Source organism: Phormidesmis priestleyi ULC007 (assembly GCF_003003695.1).
GTDB classification, from domain to species: domain Bacteria; phylum Cyanobacteriota; class Cyanobacteriia; order Leptolyngbyales; family Leptolyngbyaceae; genus Phormidesmis_A; species Phormidesmis_A priestleyi_A.
In genome coordinates, this window is sequence record NZ_PVWG01000003.1 from 206,039 (window position 1) to 224,646 (window position 18,608).

13 protein-coding genes and 1 pseudogene are annotated in these 18,608 nt (G+C 47.9%); 8 read left to right on the forward strand and 6 right to left on the reverse strand.

The window, feature by feature from the left end:
* Window positions 1-80 precede the first annotated feature (80 nt).
* A complete protein-coding gene (gene bchH / locus C7B65_RS04925) occupies window positions 81-3,728 on the forward strand; it encodes a magnesium chelatase subunit H (protein WP_073069922.1) in 3,648 nt (1,215 codons plus the stop codon).
* Window positions 3,729-3,825: 97 nt separating this feature from the next.
* Here bchH and C7B65_RS04930 read toward each other — a convergent pair whose 3' ends face one another.
* The 5 genes and pseudogenes from C7B65_RS04930 to C7B65_RS28665 form a co-directional block, all read right to left on the reverse strand.
* Window positions 3,826-4,164 (reverse strand): DUF5615 family PIN-like protein, encoded by a 339-nt coding sequence (locus C7B65_RS04930; protein WP_073069923.1) that lies wholly within the window; start codon window positions 4,162-4,164, stop codon window positions 3,826-3,828.
* Window positions 4,161-4,385 carry a DUF433 domain-containing protein gene (locus C7B65_RS04935; RefSeq protein ID WP_073069924.1) on the reverse strand — a complete coding sequence of 75 codons (225 nt, stop codon included), beginning with the start codon at window positions 4,383-4,385 and terminating at the stop codon, window positions 4,161-4,163. Before C7B65_RS04935 ends, C7B65_RS04930 begins: the two co-directional genes overlap by 4 nt.
* Before the next feature lie 348 nt (window positions 4,386-4,733).
* Window positions 4,734-5,069 carry a hypothetical protein gene (locus C7B65_RS04940; protein WP_073069925.1) on the reverse strand — a complete coding sequence of 112 codons (336 nt, stop codon included), beginning with the start codon at window positions 5,067-5,069 and terminating at the stop codon, window positions 4,734-4,736.
* A gap of 8 nt (window positions 5,070-5,077) precedes the next feature.
* The gene (locus C7B65_RS04945; RefSeq protein WP_073069926.1) at window positions 5,078-5,461 is read right to left on the reverse strand and encodes a hypothetical protein; all 384 of its coding nucleotides are present in this window, start codon (window positions 5,459-5,461) and stop codon (window positions 5,078-5,080) included.
* A gap of 358 nt (window positions 5,462-5,819) precedes the next feature.
* Window positions 5,820-6,038, reverse strand: a pseudogene (locus tag C7B65_RS28665) (ISAs1 family transposase); the annotation flags it as partial.
* Between the two features lie 1,083 nt (window positions 6,039-7,121).
* On the opposite strand from C7B65_RS28665, the gene C7B65_RS04955 reads away from it, so the two are divergent.
* From C7B65_RS04955 to bioA, 7 genes are all read left to right on the forward strand, one after another.
* A complete protein-coding gene (locus tag C7B65_RS04955; RefSeq protein WP_083582728.1) occupies window positions 7,122-8,159 on the forward strand; it encodes a response regulator in 1,038 nt (345 codons plus the stop codon).
* A 38-nt stretch (window positions 8,160-8,197) separates the two neighbouring features.
* Window positions 8,198-8,575, forward strand: a complete 378-nt coding sequence (locus C7B65_RS04960) for a response regulator transcription factor (protein WP_073069929.1) — start codon at window positions 8,198-8,200, stop codon at window positions 8,573-8,575.
* On the forward strand, window positions 8,576-9,073 hold the full coding sequence (locus C7B65_RS04965) for a chemotaxis protein CheW (RefSeq protein WP_073069930.1): 498 nt from the start codon (window positions 8,576-8,578) through the stop codon (window positions 9,071-9,073). It begins immediately after the preceding gene.
* Between the two features lie 283 nt (window positions 9,074-9,356).
* Window positions 9,357-12,149: a methyl-accepting chemotaxis protein gene (locus C7B65_RS04970; RefSeq protein ID WP_073069931.1), complete on the forward strand. Its 2,793-nt coding sequence runs from the start codon at window positions 9,357-9,359 to the stop codon at window positions 12,147-12,149.
* A 214-nt stretch (window positions 12,150-12,363) separates the two neighbouring features.
* A complete protein-coding gene (locus C7B65_RS04975) occupies window positions 12,364-15,387 on the forward strand; it encodes a hybrid sensor histidine kinase/response regulator (protein ID WP_073069932.1) in 3,024 nt (1,007 codons plus the stop codon).
* Between the two features lie 249 nt (window positions 15,388-15,636).
* Window positions 15,637-16,425: a biotin--[acetyl-CoA-carboxylase] ligase gene (locus C7B65_RS04980; protein ID WP_073069933.1), complete on the forward strand. Its 789-nt coding sequence runs from the start codon at window positions 15,637-15,639 to the stop codon at window positions 16,423-16,425.
* Window positions 16,422-17,717, forward strand: coding sequence for an adenosylmethionine--8-amino-7-oxononanoate transaminase (gene bioA / locus C7B65_RS04985; protein ID WP_073069934.1), 1,296 nt, complete (start codon window positions 16,422-16,424; stop codon window positions 17,715-17,717). The genes C7B65_RS04980 and bioA overlap by 4 nt, the downstream gene beginning before the upstream one ends.
* A 241-nt stretch (window positions 17,718-17,958) precedes the next feature.
* Here bioA and C7B65_RS04990 read toward each other — a convergent pair whose 3' ends face one another.
* Window positions 17,959-18,573 (reverse strand): PTPA-CTERM sorting domain-containing protein, encoded by a 615-nt coding sequence (locus tag C7B65_RS04990; RefSeq protein WP_073069935.1) that lies wholly within the window; start codon window positions 18,571-18,573, stop codon window positions 17,959-17,961.
* Window positions 18,574-18,608: the final 35 nt, after the last annotated feature.

Consider the following 18,608-nt stretch of genomic DNA (forward strand, 5'->3'; position numbering starts at 1 on the left):
TGCACCTCTCGCCGAGAGGTGCATTTCTTTTTGGAGACTGCTTTAAGATTGAGACATCGGAACTTCTTAACAATTAGGGCATGAAACGGATTGTTTTAATCGCTGGGTTTGAGTCCTTCAACGCGGATCTTTACCGACAGGCGGCTCAAGTAGCTCAGGCGCGGTGCCCAGAACTAGAGATTTTAGTGTTTAGCGATCGCGATCTCACCACCCACTCGACTGAAGTTGAGTCTGCCCTCCGCAATGCTGACGTATTTTTTGGGAGTCTGCTGTTTGACTATGATCAGGTGATGTGGCTACGAGAGCGAGTGCAGCCCATTCCGATTCGGCTAGTGTTTGAGTCGGCGTTAGAGTTGATGAGCCTCACACAGCTAGGAAAGTTTGCTATTGGTGACAAGCCCAAGGGAATGCCCAAACCCATTAAGTTCATCCTCGACAAGTTTGGCAATGGGCGCGAAGAAGACAAACTTGCAGGTTACATTAGCTTTCTCAAAATTGGGCCGAAACTGCTAAAGTTTGTTCCAGGTCAAAAGGTGCAAGATCTGCGGAACTGGCTGATTGTTTATGGCTATTGGAATGCGGGCGGATCAGAAAATGTGGCATCTCTGTTTTGGGTTTTGGCAGAGCAGTATTTAGGGTTAGAAGTTGGAGAGATTGCACCTCCGATCGAGACTCCCAACATCGGCTTATTACACCCAGATTATTCAGGTTATTTTGAGTCTCCTAAACAATATTTGAACTGGTATCAAACTCGCCAATCTAACAATCTTCCGGTAGTTGGCATTTTGCTTTATCGAAAGCACGTCATTACAAAACAGCCTTATATTGCTCAATTAATTCGACATTTTGAGCAAGCGGGTTTGATTCCTCTGCCAATTTTTATTAACGGCGTTGAAGGACATGTTGCCGTGCGTGACTTGATGACAACTGACTATGAGCAAGCCCAACGTCAACAAGGAATCGTAGACACAAAATCGCTTTCTAGTGAAGCGGTAAAAGTAGACGCGATCGTGTCTACGATCGGCTTTCCATTAGTCGGAGGCCCAGCAGGATCGATGGAAGCGGGTCGTCAAACCGACGTGGCAAAACGCATTCTCAGTGCCAAAAATATTCCTTATTTAGTGGCGGCACCGCTGCTGATTCAAGACATCCACTCCTGGACGCGGCAAGGCATCGGCGGTTTGCAAAGCGTTGTGCTGTATGCGCTGCCAGAATTAGATGGCGCGATCGACACCATTCCACTCGGCGGTTTAGTCGGTGAGAAGATTTACCTGATTCCCGAACGAGTCAAACGGCTCACCGGACGGCTGCAAAATTGGATTGATCTGCGACAGAAATCGGTCAGCGATCGTAAACTCGCTATCATTTTATATGGCTTCCCCCCCGGTTATGGAGCCGTCGGCACAGCCGCATTGTTGAATGTGCCGAAGTCGCTGCTCAAACTTTTACAGGCACTCAAAGATCAAGGCTACACGATCGGAGACTTGCCCGAAAACGGCGAAGAAATTATTCGTCAAGTCAAACAAGCTGATGAATGGCTCGGTGAATCCCAAACTGATGATTCAACTCAACATTCTGTCAACGTTCGGACGTTAGAAAAATGGCTAGGCTATCTTCTGACCTCACGAATTGAGAAACAGTGGAAGTCGCTATCAGGAAGCGGCATCAAAACGATGGGTGAAGACCTCACCTGGGGCGGTGTTCAGTTTGGCAATGTGTGGATTGGAGTACAACCTCCGTTAGGGATTTCGGGCGACCCAATGCGATTAATGTTCGATCGTGACCTCACCCCTCATCCGCAATATGCCGCATTTTATCAGTGGCTGCAAAAAGACTTTCAGGCAAACGCGATCGTTCACTTTGGGATGCACGGCACCGTTGAATGGCTCCCCGGTTCTCCGTTGGGCAACACGGGCTATTCGTGGTCAGATGTCTTGCTTGGAGATTTGCCCAATCTCTACATTTACGCTGCCAATAATCCCTCAGAATCAATTCTGGCAAAGCGTCGCGGCTATGGCGTTTTAATCTCGCATAACGTGCCGCCTTATGGTCGATCGGGGTTGTATAAAGAACTCGTCACCCTACGCGATCTGATTGCTGAATATCGTGAAGATCCCGATAAAAATTATGCGCTAAAAGAGGCGATTTGTAAGAAGATTAGCGACACTGGACTGGATGCAGATTGTCCATTTGCAGAGGCTAAACAGATGGGGATGGAATTCACGATCGAGACCGTCAAACTTTTCAGCAACGATGCCTTTAATCACTACTTAGTCACTCTCTACGAGTATCTGCAAATTCTCGAAAATCGTCTGTTCTCATCGGGTCTGCATGTCCTCGGTGAACCACCTAACCCCGAAGAATTAGACGGTTATCTCAACGCTTATTTTGATGGTTCGCTAGAGACTGAGGAGGCATTGCAGATCCGCAATTTGCTGGCTCAAAACACCGACGAACTTACTAATCTTCTACGCGGACTGAATGGAGAATATATTCCGCCTGCTCCCGGTGGTGATTTGCTGCGCGACGGTGCAGGAGTTTTGCCTACCGGACGCAACATTCACGCCCTCGACCCTTATCGGATGCCTTCACCTGCCGCTTATGAACGAGGGAGAGCGATCGCGCAACAAATTCTCACGCAACATTTGCAGCAGCACAGTACCTATCCTGAAACCGTTGCAGTGATGCTGTGGGGCTTAGACGCGATTAAGACAAAAGGTGAATCGCTGGGCATTTTATTAGAGCTAGTCGGTGCAGAACCCGTTAAAGAAGGCACGGGGCGAATTGTCCGCTATGAGTTAAAGCCTTTAGCAGAAGTTGGACATCCGCGCATTGATGTGTTAGCTAATCTTTCAGGCATTTTTAGAGATAGCTTTGTCAACATCATTGAGCTATTAGATGATCTGTTTCAACGTGCTGCCGATGCTGATGAACCAAACGATCAAAATTTCATTCGTAAACACGTTGTAGCGCTCAAGTCTCAAGGCGTTGAAAATCCTTCGGCACGGCTATTCTCCAATCCATCTGGAGATTATGGCTCTCTCGTTAACGATCAGGTTGTTGCTGGTAATTGGGAATCGGGCGATGAATTAGCGCAAACCTGGCAGAGTCGCAACGGATTTAGCTATGGCAGAAGCGATAAAGGACAAGATCGATCGCTGATCTTGCAATCGCTATTAAAAACGACCGATCGGATCATTCAAGAAATCGATTCGGTCGAATATGGCTTGACAGACATTCAAGAATATTATGCCAACACGGGCGGATTAAAGCGGGCAGCAGAAAAGCAGCAGGGCAAAAAAGTCCAGGCGAGTTTTGTCGAGAGTTTTTCAAAAGATTCGACCCCTCGCGATTTAGACGATCTGCTGCGAATGGAATATCGCACGAAGTTGTTGAATCCAAAATGGGCGGAAGCAATGGCAGATCAGGGTTCTGGCGGAGCATACGAGATTTCTCAACGTATGACGGCTTTGATTGGCTGGGGCGGCACCGTCGATTTTCAAGAGTCGTGGGTCTATGACCAAGCCGCCGAAACCTATGCGCTCGATGCAGAGATGGCAAACAAACTGCGATCGGCAAACCCTGAAGCATTTCGCAACATCGTCAGCCGAATGTTAGAAGCAAACGGTCGTGGTTTTTGGCAACCTGAACCAGAGAAGTTGGCGCAGCTACGTGATTTATACGAAACGGCAGATGAAGCGATCGAGGGAGTGGCGATCGCGGTGTAGATTAATTCTAGATATCGGTGCCTATCACCCACCGCAGATAAACTTTCTCTCATGACGACTAGCTTTGACGATCGAGTTCACGAGTGACCCTACGCTGCTAATCTCCACTGATTTCGACTAACGCTTCACCTGCTCGTAAAAGTTGCAGTGCTTCTGGTAAAGTCGCGCTCAAGATCTCTCGCAATCGAGCATTTGAAGTATTTCCACACGTCAACCAGATGATTTGTGGTGGTGATCCAAGAAGACCAACCAGATCAACAAAGTCGCTGTCTTTGGTCATGAGGATAATTGCTTGAGCCTTTGCTGCCTCAAAAATCTCAGAGTCTTCAGCATCTCTCAACCCAACATCGCGTAAGGCTAATGCTGTTATTCTAAAAGAGCTGATGATCCAAGTTGCGATCGCGGGCGACAGATGGGCATCTACCCAAATTGTCATGCAACTAATACCGGATGATTGAGCTTACGTGATGCGTATAAAAGTGCTGCTTTCAGATCGTCTGCCTCAAGATCAGGCATCTCTTCTAAAATCTCTTCAGCACTCAGCCCAGCCGCAAACAAGTCTAAAACATCCGATACTCGGATTCTCATCCCTCGAATGCAGGGACGACCGCCACATTGCCTGGGATTGATTGTGATTCTCTTGAGTGGCTCTGACATGATGCGGCACTTCACAAGTTCATGACTCAGTGTAAACGCCTTTCAACGGAGTTTGCTAACTGCCCACTAGCAGATTACCAGGCTAACGATCGAGTTGAACCGCACCAGATCGATTACAGCTACTGTTAACTTTAGTTAGCAGTGCGGTTAACCTTACCGACCATGTTTCGCGTGTCGGTTCCAACGAGGTTGTTCTACAGAACTGGCGATGGATGTATTGTTCCTAACAGGTAACATTTGTATCCAGTTCTCGTGGAACAATCTAATTATGCTGCAAGATGCACTACGATCGAACCAAACAACCTCTCGGAAAGCTGGTGCAGGTGAGGCAACAAGCAGGACTGAGAACTACTCGTAGCGTGTCTTCTTAGATTTAATCACCTCAATGACATCATCGTGCCTTTGCCCCTCAATCACATCTTTGAGATGAATTTGCCCATTAAGGTATTGAACGTGGATACGCCAGCCTGACACCTTATCGATATCGGCACGATAAATTGCCTGCTTCACACCCTTTACTTTATGCAGTCTCGTTTTTGGAAATTTTCTTGTTCTGTGACACTCGCTGTCTTCAAGTTCTGACAAGGCTTCAAGAAAACAAATTTTTAGCTTGTCATTTGGCAAAATTTTCATGGCTTCGTAAGTAACGCCGTATTCATCGCAAAGAGTCAGAGCTTTTGCCATAAATAAGCTTACGAGATCTGAGCAGTTTCTCGATCGTAGTGAAGTAGCCCTTGATATAAGGACTCTGCTACATCTTTATACGCTTGATCAAGGTCATCATGTTTGACTGCCCGAAAAAGAGTAAAAATAACTTGCCCAAAAATTGGGTCTTCGTCAACTGACAAAACCACGCTTAGTTTTTGAGAAACCCGTAGTGTATACAGTGAAGATTCGTAGCCATTAAGATTTGACGGTAGGCCGAGCCGTCGCAGCTTACGATAAACATCAGCTTTTTGAGTTGGGAAGAGGCTGGCGCAGTCGTTGATTTTTTGAATCACTGCTGCTTTATCGCCTTCACTCAGCTTACCAAGATCCTTCTCAAACCCCTTTGTTGACTCAATTAGAACATCCATGTTATGAATCACTAATCTGAATCTACTACTTGCTCTAAAACCTTAGCATAACAACAAAATCTCGTTTCCCAAATAGTCCCGCAAGAACCTAACACAGAAGAGGTAAATGGTCGTGGTTTTAGGCAGCCTGACCCAGAGAAATTAGCGCAATTGCGGTCTGCGTGACTTATATGAGACGGCAGATGAAGCGATCGAGGGAGTTGCAATCTGTATTGGTAAAGCCTGCACCAGTTCGCCAGGTATAAAAAGCTCTTGCCTTTCTACTAATGATAAAACGGATGCGACGGATATAAAGATACACCCAGGCTAAGAGTGTCAGAAACACATCGCGTAGAAATGATCCAAGATATTTCCCTGCTCCGTTTAGATCGAGTCCCTGCAAGAGTTCTGGAATCGCTGTGATTTCATTCGATTTCTCGTTCACTTTTTGCTGTCCTAACACCAGCCGACTTTGATTCGCCCAGGCGCTCACCCGATGAATCATGCTTTGTTTACCGCCACGGTCGTAACGGCCTCGTAGCGTTTTGCCATCTAGACCAATCAGTTGTCCATCAGGGATGTTGAACACTGCTGGCACCCAATCATCCCAGAACGCTCCTCACAATCAGGTCTGCTCTGGATTTTACGTTCTCTTCTCGATCGTTCCAACCCCTGCCACTCAATGGTTAAGAAACGTATGCGTTTGCCCTAGAGTCCATTCTAAAGTTCTAGGAGCCGCCGTCAGCAAAAGGGTCGTAATCAACGGTTTTCTCCTTACAAGCTTTTAATTTTGATTGAATCATTAGGTGAGTTTTTACCAAAAAATCGTAGCCAATAGATTAGAACCGCAGCAATAGTTAATTTTTTTACAGGTTTTAATAAAAAACAAAAGGCGATCGGTGTTGATTCACCCTGAGAATTTTGCGGAGAATGATCAGTCAATTGGCTGATCTTGCCCTAGTGTTGGGATAGGTTGCGATCGATCAAGGATTTGCGCTGTCTAAATCAACTTATACTCACTCATTAATCAAAAGATAAGTATTATTTTTGACCGATATCTAAACTAGTAGGCGTTGTCAAAAATGATACATTCTGGTTGCAGTACAAGAAGTTTCCTCAATAGCTTCGTTGAATAGCTTAGTAATTGTATGTGTTTTTAAGTACTTCAAAATACGGAAAACCCCTTATTTTCTGAAGCAGACTCGTAGGCTTTATCAATAAGGATTGATGGGTTAAAACCAAGTATATTCGTGCTCAAGAAAAATTGAAAGCTTCCTATGGCGAGGCTTATAAGTTGTATAAGTGCTTCAAGAAAGTAAAGTATAAGTGCTATAAAGTACATTTTCTAAGAACTACCATCGTGTTAAGCCCTTGTTATTTGCAGAAGTAACCAGTAACCTAGTTGTGAGATTAGTTACTGACCTCGTAATCGATCTGCTAACTAGTGGATTGTGATAAAGCTTGCATCTACCCACGATCGCTCAAAGACAGAAACGCTGAGGCATTAGTCACTAAAGGTGACTTGGAATAATCTTGAGCGAAAGATAGAAACGCTTTCAAATTTGGGTGCAGCCTGAGTCATTTGCAATCTGAGGAGGTGCTCGATCGCGCTTAACCTGTCGGGAAAATGAGAAAACGGCTGAATGATTCAAGAGATGTGAGAAGTTTTAACCCCGTTTCTATGGTTAGTCCCAAACCGTTTCAACGCTTGCAACCCCTAAGTTTGTTAGCACAGTTAATGAGTCGTGAGGTCGATGGGTGTTTAGAAGTTGTGAGTGGAGCGACTTCCTGGTTGATTTATTTCAACCACGGCAAGCTGTGCTTTGCTACTAGCTCGACTGATCCCTTTGAACGCCTCGATCGTCACCTGCATCAACTTAATGCTCAGATTCCTGCTTTAACCCGTGAGATATGCGCTCAGGTGCGATCGCGGTTTGAAGGCACATCGGGAAGCCACCCCGCCAGTAGTGCTGATTATCAAGCGATTTGCTGGTTGGTTGAGCAGCAAGGACTGGATCGCTCGCAAGCCACTTCACTGATTGAGGCTTTGGCAAAAGAAGTCATTGAGTCTTTTTTGAGCGTCACTGAAGGCATGTATGAGATCACCGACCCGCAGAGCTTCACCGACTATCCCAGCCTTTGCCAGCTTGATTTGCGCCCGATCGTTGAATATTGCCACAATCGGCGGCAGCAACCTGTTGCCCGTCAGATTCCTCCCAAAATTCAACGCCCCGATGCACTGCCAGGAGTCAATCATCGTGCCCCCAATCCAGCCGAGCAATCTCAAAGTGCTAGACAACTTGCTGCGAATGATGCGACTAATCGATCGAAACCTGTTGTGCCTTCCGCAAGAACTGGTTACACGATCGCCTGCATTGATGACAGTCCAACAATTTTGCAAGCCATTAACTCCTTCTTAGACGACTCTAGTTTTTCGGTGTTGATGATTAACGATCCGGTTAAAGCGTTGATGCAAGTAATGCGAAGCAAACCAGACGTGATCTTGCTGGATGTCGGGATGCCCAACCTTGATGGATATGAGTTGTGTTCTCTATTGCGACGGCATCCCAGCTTTAAAAATACGCCGATTATTATGGTCACCGGACACACCGGATTTATCGATCGCGCCAAAGCCAAACTAGTGGGTGCATCTGGATATTTAACCAAACCCTTTACACAATCAGACTTGTTAAAAGCGGTGTTTAAACATCTCACTTGATCACACATTTCTAACACTCTCACGCAGATTTAAGGATTATGAGCCTAACATTAATGCGAACCGTTCTAGTCGTTGAAGATACGCCTTCAGAAATGGAACTGCTCAGTCACTATCTACGAGAAAGTGGCTATGCAGTGATCAACGCGATTAGTGCCAAAGAAGCGCTCAATAAAGCGATCGAGCTTAAACCCGATGTGATCGTTACCGATGTGGTAATGCCCGGAATGAGCGGCTTTGAGCTATGTCGTAGCTTAAAAAAACACCCCGAAACTGAAAAAGTGCCGATCATTATCTGCACGTCAAAAGGTCAAGAAATCGATCGCCTTTGGGGAATGCGGCAAGGGGCAGATGTCTACATCACTAAACCCTTTACGCGAGAACAGTTGGTGCGCGCCGTTCGCTCAGTAGGAGGATAAATGGTTTCTTCATCGCTAACGCTCACCTCGACTCGATCGCCAAAAGCCACCGGAGATGCTTATCTCAAATTTGAGTTGGGGCGAGGCATTCAAGCAATTTTTTTAATGAAGCAGGTGCAAGAAGTGCTGGTTTTGCCGCCACACCGATTGACTGCCATGCCCAATATGTCCGCTTGCCTGTTGGGACTTACCAATCGCCGCAGTCGCGTGCTTTGGGTGATGGATCTCGCCAAAATGTTAGAGATCGGAGCGCTCGACCCCAGCCCACAGCAATATGATTTGGTGATTCTTCGCACTCACACGATGAGCGTGGCAGTAGCAGTGCGGCAAGTAGAAGGGATTCTTTGGGTTGCACCCGAAACGCTGCAACCGCCGCCTCTTCATATTGCGACAAACTTGATTCCTTATTTGCGCGGCTGCATGGTGCAGTCTCAAGACATTCTTTTAGCCTTAGATGCCGAAGCTATTGTGCAGTCTCCCGTTTTGCAAGGACATTGAGCTGCTGACGATCGTGGATTGAACAATATTGGTTACTTGCAATGGTGTGAATTCGACGACTTCGTTACCAGTCTATCGCGCCCCCTAAATCCCCCAAAATTGGGGGACTTCAAGCCAAAATTTCCGTTTCAAAGTCCCCCAGAATGGGGGATTTAGGGGGCAGAAGCCGCTCTTGACGAAGCAATGGAAACGGACACGGCAGTGCCATGTCCCTACGATTTCAATATCAGGTTGTGTGCATCATGTTCTACTCACTTCATTACTGGGTTAAGAGAGTTATTTCATGGTTGATCAGATTAACACAGCAAAGAACAGCGCTCCCGTATCGAGTTCGTCACAACTTCCTAGCATCGATTTAGCGTCGCCGATCGCTGATTCTGCAAATCGTGCCCCTAAGCCGAATCGAGTTTCTGGGTTTAGGCGAACGAGTTTGAGAACAAAAGCAACTGCGATCGCACTGGCGATCGGAACGCTGCCCGTGTTAGGAATCGGAGCAATCTCCTACTATTTTGCAGACAAAGCCGTTAAAGAACAAATTGTCACCATGCAGCAATCTAGCGCAGTTGGGCTGTCAGATAAACTGAATCGATTTATGTTGGATCGCTATGGAGATGTGCAAGTTTTAGCCCGACTGCCCGTGCTGAATAATGCCAAACTCAAAGAAGTCATTTCAGTTGAAGAAAAGCAAGCCGTGCTGACCCAGGTCGTGGATACCTACAACATCTATGAAAGCGTTGCAGTGATGGATTTAGACGGAAATCCGATTCTGCAATCGAAAGGAGAAAAGCTACCAAACCAGCGAGATAAAGCTTATTTTCAGGCAGTCTTTCGGGGCGATAGCCCTTATATTGAGCGAAACGTTGCCTCTAGTCTAGAAAAAGATGCTGCGGTTTATATTGCCGCTCCCGTTAGAGATAGCGTTACAGGTAAAACGATCGCAATTGTTCGCACGGTGATTCCGCTTCAACGCTTAGAGGATGTGATTCAAGACTTTCAGACCTACGGCAGAGATTATGATGTTGCAGACTCGACCGGAAAGCTATTTCTAGCAACCAACAAAAAGCATTTAGGGGAAGAGGGGCGATCGCGTTTTCCAGGTTTAGATCGGCTGCAATCGAACAGAGCGATCGACAGTTTTGTGACCGTTGATCCAACAAGCAATGCCGAAGCGTTGGTGAGTTACGCGCCACCGATGAATCTAGAAGGGCTGCCCTCCCTCGATTGGGAGGTGATGTTGGCATCGGATACGGCGACTGCGTTTGCGCCTCAAAGGGGGCTGGCAGTCACTCTAGCGGTCGGAACTTGGTTAACCACTCTGTTAGTAGGTGCTATTGCTGCCGCGATCGCGAGACGGGCAACTCGTCCAGTTTTAGAGGCAACTGAGGCGGTCGAAAAACTAGGACAGGGCGCATTAACGACTCGCATCAAAGTGGTCGGAGACGACGAACTCGCGAGCCTGGGTTTTAACATCAATCAAATGGCAGAGCAACTGCAAAACTTATTACAGCGACAAAGCGATCATGCAATGCGAACGCAATTGTTGAGCAACATCATTGTCAACGTCAGAAAGTCACTCAACTTTGATGATATTCTGCAAACGAGTGTCTCAGAAGTGCGAGAGTTTCTCAAGGTCGATCGCGTTGTGATCTACCGCTTTCATGACGATTGGTTGAGCGGCACGATTACGGCTGAGTCGGTTGTGCCGGGCTGGGTGAAAGCATTGGGCAAAATTGTTGACGATCCATTAGCTCTGGGAGATGTCGATCGCTATCGCACTGGGCAAGTTTGGGCAGTAGAAGACGTGCAGAATGCTGATCTAACACTCTGTCACTGTGAGATTTTAGAGCGCTTAGAAGTCAAGGCAAACATCGTTGCGCCGATTCTGCGAAACCAAGAACTAATTGGATTAATTTGCGCTCATCAATGCGCTAACACTCGCAAATGGACTCCTGAAGAAATCGACTTCTTCACCCAACTCGCCACTCAGATCGGGTTCGCATTGGATCAAGCTTCTCTGTTAGAACAAGCCAACGAGTCGCGACAACAAGCCGAAGATCTTTCAGAAGAACGCCGTCAGCAGAAAGAGGATCTGCAATTTCAGTTGCTCAATTTGCTGGGAGAGGTCGAAGGAGCCGTTCATGGTGATCTAACCGTTCGGGCAGATGTGACTGCTGGAGAAATCGGCACCGTTGCCGACTTTTTTAACTCGATCGTCGAAAGTCTCCGGCAAATTGTGACTCAGGTTAAGCAAGCCGCCACCCAAGTCAACGATGCGCTGGGCAGCGATGAACAATCAGTTCGCACGCTTTCAGAGCAAGCAACACAGCAAGCCGAAGAAACTACTCGAACACTTAACTCGGTTGAGGCGATGGTGCGATCGATTCAGGCGGTGTCAGACAGCGCTCTTCAAGCCGCAGACGTAGCGCGAACTGCCTCCGAAACAGCAGCAGAGGGCGGCATGGCGATGGATTTAACCGTACACAATATTCTCAGTCTGCGAGAAACGATCGGAGAAACGGCAAAGAAAGTCAAACGCTTGGGCGAGTCGTCACAGCAGATTTCGAGAGTCGTGTCTTTGATTAATCAAATCGCGCTACAAACCAATCTCTTAGCCATCAACGCCGGAATCGAGGCAGCACGGGCTGGAGAAGAGAGTCAGGGTTTTGCAGTGGTTGCCGAAGAAGTCGGAGAATTGGCGGCACGATCGGCGGCTGCTACCCGCGAAATCGAGCAAATTGTAGCAACAATTCAGCGCGAAACGAGCGAAGTAGTAGACGCAATGGAAGCGGGCACGACTCAAGTGGTCGAAGGCACTCGCCTCGTCGGTAACGCCAAGCAAAGTCTAGAGCAAATTCTGGCAGTGTCTCTTCAAATTGACGACTTAGTGCGATCGATTTCTGACGCAACAGTGTCTCAAGTCGAAACCTCGCAAGCGGTCACTAGTCTGATGCAAGACGTAGTAGAAGTCGCGGGGCGCACGTCAAATTCGTCGCTTCAGGTGTCGCGATCGTTGCGCCAAACTGTTGAAGTGGCGCGAGAGCTACAATTCTCAGTCGAAACGTTCAAAGTCAACTAAACGCTGATGGATGGAGACTGAAATTAAAACGTTGCTGAAAAGGCTTGAATACGCCCCCTAGCCCCCAATTCTGGGGGAACAAGACTGTTCAAAGTCCCTCAGAATTGGGGGATTTAGGGGGCGAGAGGATGACAATGACTTAACGATTCATCCCGGCATTCAGCAATGACATTCATCGCATCTTTCATCCTTGATTCTTCACCCTTTAACGCCTATGTCACACGCTAAGGAACTTGAAATTCGTCGCCAGTTCCTCGATGAAGCGCAGGAATATCTAGATGCGCTCGATGCCGCTTTGATCGGTCTGGCAGATAATCGAGTCGATACTCAAAAAATCAATGCGGCATTGCGAGCAATCCACTCGATTAAGGGAGGAGCCGGAATGATGGGATTTACTGTCTTAAGTGATCTGGCTCATCGTCTCGAAGACTCGTTTAAAGTCTTAAAAGTCGAGAAAGCGATCGCGGTCGATTTTCAACTCGAAACGCTCTTGCTGACAGCAGTTGATGTGCTGCGTCGAGTGATTGAGTACGATCGTCACAATGCTGCGATCGATCCTCAATGGTTGAACATCGAAGTTGACCCGCTATTTGAACAACTCCACAAACAGTTAGGCGACCCGCAGGATGAAAATGCAGCATCGGTGTTGTCACCCGAAGACGGGCAAGATATTGTGCCGCTGCTGTTTGAAACTGAGGTTGAAGGCTGTCTCCAGCGATTAGAGGGGGTGTTGGCAACGCCCGATCAGCCTTGTCTGCAAGAAGAACTTACCATCTTGGCGCAGGAGTTGGGCGGCTTAGGAGAAATGCTGCAACTGCCTGCCTTTGTTCGCCTGTGTGCATCAGTAACGTACAGCTTAGAGGTAGATGTCAGCAATGTGAGCGCGATCGCCGAGTCTGCACTGCAATCATGGAGACGCACTCAAGCCCTCGTCATGATCGGACAGTATGATCAAATTCCAGAGGCGATCGCGCTGGCTCCCGAAATAGTAATCGGAGAGAATCAAGACCTCACATCATTTAATCTGGCTGCTGAGGACGAATTTAGCTGGCAAGATGCCGCAACTGTGGAGCAAGATTCCTTCGGCGAATCCGATGAGAGTGAATCAATTCCCGATTGGTATGTAGCAGCGCTAGAAACCGATTCGGTTGCGGTCGATGATGCGGGCTACACCGAATTTCAACCTGCGGCACGATCGCTGATCGGAGAAAGCCAGGTTTCAGACTTTAAAGTGCTAGATGGGTTAGCAGATGGCGATATTGCACCTCCCGAAGAGGATCTAGATACAACAGTTCGAGTTCCGGTCAGGCAGCTAAACCAGCTTAATGATCTATTTGGCGAACTAACCATCGATCGCAACGGCTTAGATCTTTATATCAAACGTCTCCGCAATTTAAATCAACAGCTACACGATCGGGTTAAAGCCCTCGATCACGTCAACGAAAAAATGCGAGACGTTTACGATAAATCTGTTTTTGACTCTGATTTATCGATCTCTCTATCGGGATTAAGACTACTAGCTGGAACTTCTAGCAACGAGAACGCTAATAATTCTAAGCAAGCGTTGAAATCCAAAACCCAAAACCTAAAATCAGATTTTGATTCACTAGAATTAGATCGCTACAATGATCTCCACCTATTATCGCAACAGGTAATGGAGACGATCGTGCAAATTCAAGAAGTCAGCCAAGACATAGAACTGAGTTTAGACGACACCGAACAAACTACTCGATCGCTCAACAAAACCGCCAAACAATTGCAATCAGGGTTGTCGCAACTGCGGATGCGTCCCCTATCAGATATAGTCGATCGCTTCCCGCGTGCCCTGAGAGAACTCTCGCTCCAGCATGGAAAACAGGTGACACTCAAAGTTGCGGGTAACAACACTCTCATCGATCGCAACATTCTCGAAACGCTAAATGATCCCTTAATGCACTTGCTTCGCAACGCCTTTGATCACGGGATCGAGAATGCTGAAACGCGCCAGGCAAGAGGGAAATCAGCCGAAGGCTCGATCGAGATTCGCGCCACTCATCAAGGCAGCCGCACGATTATTACTGTTCGAGATGACGGTGAAGGGATTGCGATCGAGAAGATTCGCGATCGAGCCGAACAAATGGGACTTGACCCAACATTGTTAGCTTCTGCCAGTGACGAAGAGTTGCTCTCTCTGATCTTTGAACCCGGATTTAGCACCAGCGATCGAGTGACAACGCTTTCGGGACGCGGAGTCGGCATGGATGTCGTCAGAAATAATCTCAAACAAATTCGAGGCGAAATTAAGGTCAACACTCAGCCAGGTCTGGGCACAACCTTTACGCTTTCGGTGCCCTTCACACTTTCAACCGTGCGCGTCTTGCTGGCTGAAAGCAACGGGATGCTGCTGGCGTTTCCGACCGAAGTGATCGAAGAAATGTCACTGCTTAAACCAGAGCAAATCTTGCAAACCGCAGGCAGCGAAATGCTCAACTGGCACGGTCAGATCTTGCAGTTTGTGCGGCTACAGCGCTGGCTGAGTTTCAACTGTCCTCGTCAACCCCACGGCTTTGAAACGCCCCCGACCATCACCTCGACCAGCGTGATCATTGCTAATCACGGCAGTCAGCGAGTTGGGCTGCAAATCGATCGCTGTTGGGGTGAACAAGAAGCCACGATTCGACGCATTAATGGCACACTGCCTCTGCCACCTGGATTTAGTAGCTGCACCATTTTGGGCAATGGGCGCGTCGTGCCTCTGGTCAGCCTCTCAGAACTGCTGCGCTGGATCACTAGCTACGAGCGCACCGAGCCGCCAATGCCCAGTCTTCCGTCTCTAGAGTCAACTCCTACCTCGTTTTTATCGGCAGCGATGGGCAACCAGCCCGCCACGATTTTGGTAGTCGATGACTCGATTAACGTCCGGCGCTTTTTAGCATTGACGCTAGAACGGGCAGGCTATCGAGTCGAGCAAGCCAAAGACGGACAAGATGCGCTCGATCGCTTAGAAAATGGTTCATCAGTGCAGGCAGTCGTTTGCGATATTGAAATGCCGCGTCTAGATGGCTATGGCTTGTTGGCAAAGCTGAGAGCCAACCCCGATTTAGAAAGATTGCCCGTCACAATGTTGTCTTCTCGCAGCAGTGAAAAGCACCGCCAGTTAGCGATGAATTTAGGCGCAAATGCCTACTTTTCCAAGCCTTATAACGAGCAGGTGTTGCTGCGAACCTTAGAGCAATTAGTCACACCCGCCGCCGTTTAGAGAAGTAACTGTAAAACCCTTTTGAGCCAGATGCTATTCTTTATCAGGTTAACGTCAGTTCGACTGAAGTAGTTCGCTCCACTTGTGAATTCGGGCAGCCCCCTAAATCCCCCAATTTTGGGGGACTTCAAGCCAAAATTTCCGGTTCAAAGTCCCCCAGAATGGGGGATTTAGGGGGCAGAAGCCGCTGACAACGAAGCGAAAAAACTCGTCGAACTGACGTTTTATCAGGTTCAAGAGTTGAGCATCATGGACGATTCTATATCTGCTGCCGCCCCTTTGCCGCCGTGGTTAAAGTGGCTAGAAAGTTGTTCGAGTACCAACACTTGGGCGATCGAGCACTTAGCCCAACTCGATCACGGCACAGTCGTCTTTACGCGTCACCAAACTCACGGGCGCGGGCAAAACGGGCGCGTCTGGTACTCGCCTCCTGGCGTATTGACGTTGAGTGTGGTGCTCGATCGCATCCCCGCCACCCAACTATCTGGATTCAGCCTGATCGCAGGACTAGCTGTGATCTATGCGATCGAAGATTTGGTTCCAGGTTTGCAGAATCAGTTGCGCTTAAAATGGACAAACGATGTGTGGTTAAATCAACGCAAGTTAGCTGGAGTTTTGTGTGAGGGCGTGACGAGTAACTTAAGCAATGGTACTAAACTGGTCGTAGGAATTGGTCTAAATCACCATGCTGACTTTACAAGTTTAGAGATTAGCACAATTAGAAATCCAGCTAGTCTTCACGAAGTTGTTCCCATTGTTCCTAATGAGATTCTAATATTGGAGAAATTACGTCACTATCTGTTGCAAACCGCCGGACTTTTACAATCATCGCAGCATTCATCTTGTTTTTCTGTTCTATTGTCTGCCGTGCGCGATCGCGATGCCTTGTTAGGTAAACAAATCACGATCGAGTTATCTGGAGAGCAGATTTCAGGCGAAGCGATCGGAATTGACGATCGTGGTTGTCTACGATTACGTCTTTCTGATGGCACCATTCGCACATTCATGTCTGGTCACGTTACTTTTGCATCCGTATGAACCTTTCTAACCACGAAACAGATTCCCCAATTTGGCGACCTTATACGCAGATGAAAACGACTCCTCCGCCGCTCAAAGTGGTGAAGGGCGAAGGCGTTTGGCTAGAACTCGAAGACGGACGACGCATTTTAGATTGCATTTCAAGCTGGTGGGTGACGATTCACGGACACGGACATCCCGCCTTAGCTAAGTCACTTTATCACCAGGCACAGCAGCTAGAACAGGTGATTTTTGCCAACTTCACTCATGATCCTGCCGAACAGTTAGCGCGCAAATTACTCACCCATCTGCCCGACGCTTTGACACGAGTCTTTTTCACCGACAATGGGTCAACGGCGATCGAAGCTGCCTTAAAAATGGCATATCAATATTGGCTCAACCAGGGAGAAACGAATCGCACTCGGTTTCTAGTGTTTGAGAAAGGCTATCACGGAGACACGATCGGAGCAATGTCACTCGGAATCGGCTGCTCATGGTGGGAGCCGTTTCGACCGTTGTTAATTGAGATGGATACGGTTCCGTTTCCTGCCACGTTTGATGACGATCCAGAAGTTGAGATCAAAGAATCACAGGCACTCGAACAGATCGAATCGCTCTTAAAACAAGAAACCTATGCCGGGATTTTTATTGAACCTCTGATTCAAGGAGCCGGGGGAATGCGAATGTGTCGCCCCGAATTTCTGCGATCGCTGCAAACGATCGCTCACCAATTCGGAGTGCTGATGATCTACGACGAAGTGATGACCGGATTCGGGCGCACCGGAGAGCTATTTGCTTGCTCAAAGTCTGGCACAACTCCCGATATTCTCTGTTTGTCTAAAGGGCTGTCAGGCGGTTGCTTACCGTTAGCCGTCACACTCGCAACGGAGACAATTTATCAGACATTTTATAGCGACGACGCGAGTAAGATGTTTCTTCACGGTCATTCCTATACGGGCAATCCGCTGGCGTGCGCTACGGGGCTAACGTCTCTCAACTTGTTAGAGCAAACTCCGCAAAGATTTCGGGCGTTAGAAGCGTTGCACCGTCGCTATTTAGAGACTTGGCTCAAAGGACATTCTAGAATTGAGCAGATTCGCGTCTGTGGCACGATCGTCGCTATGGAAATCATTACTGATCAAACACCAGGCTACTTTAATACGATCGGATCTGAGTTGCGCGATCGCTTCCTAGAGTTGGGGTTTTTCATTCGTCCGCTCGGCAACACGCTTTATTTAATGCCGCCTTACTGCATTAGCGATCGTGAACTCGAATCGATGTACCAAGTCATTAGCAAAGTGCTTGATACTTGATCAGCAATACTATGGCTCAAAACGGCGATCGTTCCTTATCAAAACAGAAAAGGCAAAGAGTAAAGCTGCTTCCTTTACTTTTTGCCTTTCTATTGAAGTTGGAGAGACGATCGCCGCCTAGTTACGATCGTCTCTAATCCATAGCAATCCTAAATTGTTCGTGAGCAGCAGGACAGGTTTGCTCCCCTTAGCCCCCAAGGGGGACATTCTGCAATCTCACAACTCAAATCGGATGGCTATCTTAGCTCTCGGCTGCCCCTGCCATTGCCGCAGCTTTACGCTTGCGAAGGACACCAAACCCTAAGCCAATTAGACCTGGCAAGAGCGCCGGGGTCGGAATAGCCGTAGATGTCGAGGTCACAGACACGTCATCCAATCTAAGATAGGCTGGATCCTGTTGAAAGGCGAACTTCAACACAGTCGAAGGTGCTTGTGCAATAAAGCTAAAGGTGTTTTCCGCAGGTGAAGATGTGAAAGGAAAAGCGAGATTGGTGAAGGTCGATAGTACCTCAGAGCCAGCCGAAACGGCAAAACTGTTTGGTTTGCCGCCATCACTCTTTAAGAAGTAGCTGAGATTGTAGGTTTGTCCTGCAACTGTTGCAAGCGTCTGCGATAGGAAGCCTGGAGTACCGATGGGACCAAAAAACGCTCCAAAGTTGCCACTGTTGGCAGAAGCGGAGTCAACACCTGTAAAACCAGTGTTGCCAGATTGAGTCCAGCCTGAGAAATCGCCTGTCTCAAAGCCGCCGTTGGACACGAGGTTCAATGCTTGAGCCGGGTTCATTGCGCCTAAGCTGAGGCAGGTAGCGCCCGCAGCAATGACAGACAGTTTTTTCACGTTGCTCAAAGTCGTCATGAATTAAATATCTCCATAAAGGTGAAGTGGTTTTG

Coding starts and splice junctions, on each gene's coding strand:
- bchH (WP_073069922.1), top strand. CDS start 81: ATGAAACGGATTGTTTTAATCGCTGGGTTTGAGTCCTTCAACGCGGAT.
- C7B65_RS04930 (WP_073069923.1), bottom strand. CDS start 4,164: ATGACAATTTGGGTAGATGCCCATCTGTCGCCCGCGATCGCAACTTGG.
- C7B65_RS04935 (WP_073069924.1), bottom strand. CDS start 4,385: ATGTCAGAGCCACTCAAGAGAATCACAATCAATCCCAGGCAATGTGGC.
- C7B65_RS04940 (WP_073069925.1), bottom strand. CDS start 5,069: ATGGCAAAAGCTCTGACTCTTTGCGATGAATACGGCGTTACTTACGAA.
- C7B65_RS04945 (WP_073069926.1), bottom strand. CDS start 5,461: ATGGATGTTCTAATTGAGTCAACAAAGGGGTTTGAGAAGGATCTTGGT.
- C7B65_RS04955 (WP_083582728.1), top strand. CDS start 7,122: ATGGTTAGTCCCAAACCGTTTCAACGCTTGCAACCCCTAAGTTTGTTA.
- C7B65_RS04960 (WP_073069929.1), top strand. CDS start 8,198: ATGAGCCTAACATTAATGCGAACCGTTCTAGTCGTTGAAGATACGCCT.
- C7B65_RS04965 (WP_073069930.1), top strand. CDS start 8,576: ATGGTTTCTTCATCGCTAACGCTCACCTCGACTCGATCGCCAAAAGCC.
- C7B65_RS04970 (WP_073069931.1), top strand. CDS start 9,357: ATGGTTGATCAGATTAACACAGCAAAGAACAGCGCTCCCGTATCGAGT.
- C7B65_RS04975 (WP_073069932.1), top strand. CDS start 12,364: ATGTCACACGCTAAGGAACTTGAAATTCGTCGCCAGTTCCTCGATGAA.
- C7B65_RS04980 (WP_073069933.1), top strand. CDS start 15,637: ATGGACGATTCTATATCTGCTGCCGCCCCTTTGCCGCCGTGGTTAAAG.
- bioA (WP_073069934.1), top strand. CDS start 16,422: ATGAACCTTTCTAACCACGAAACAGATTCCCCAATTTGGCGACCTTAT.
- C7B65_RS04990 (WP_073069935.1), bottom strand. CDS start 18,573: ATGACGACTTTGAGCAACGTGAAAAAACTGTCTGTCATTGCTGCGGGC.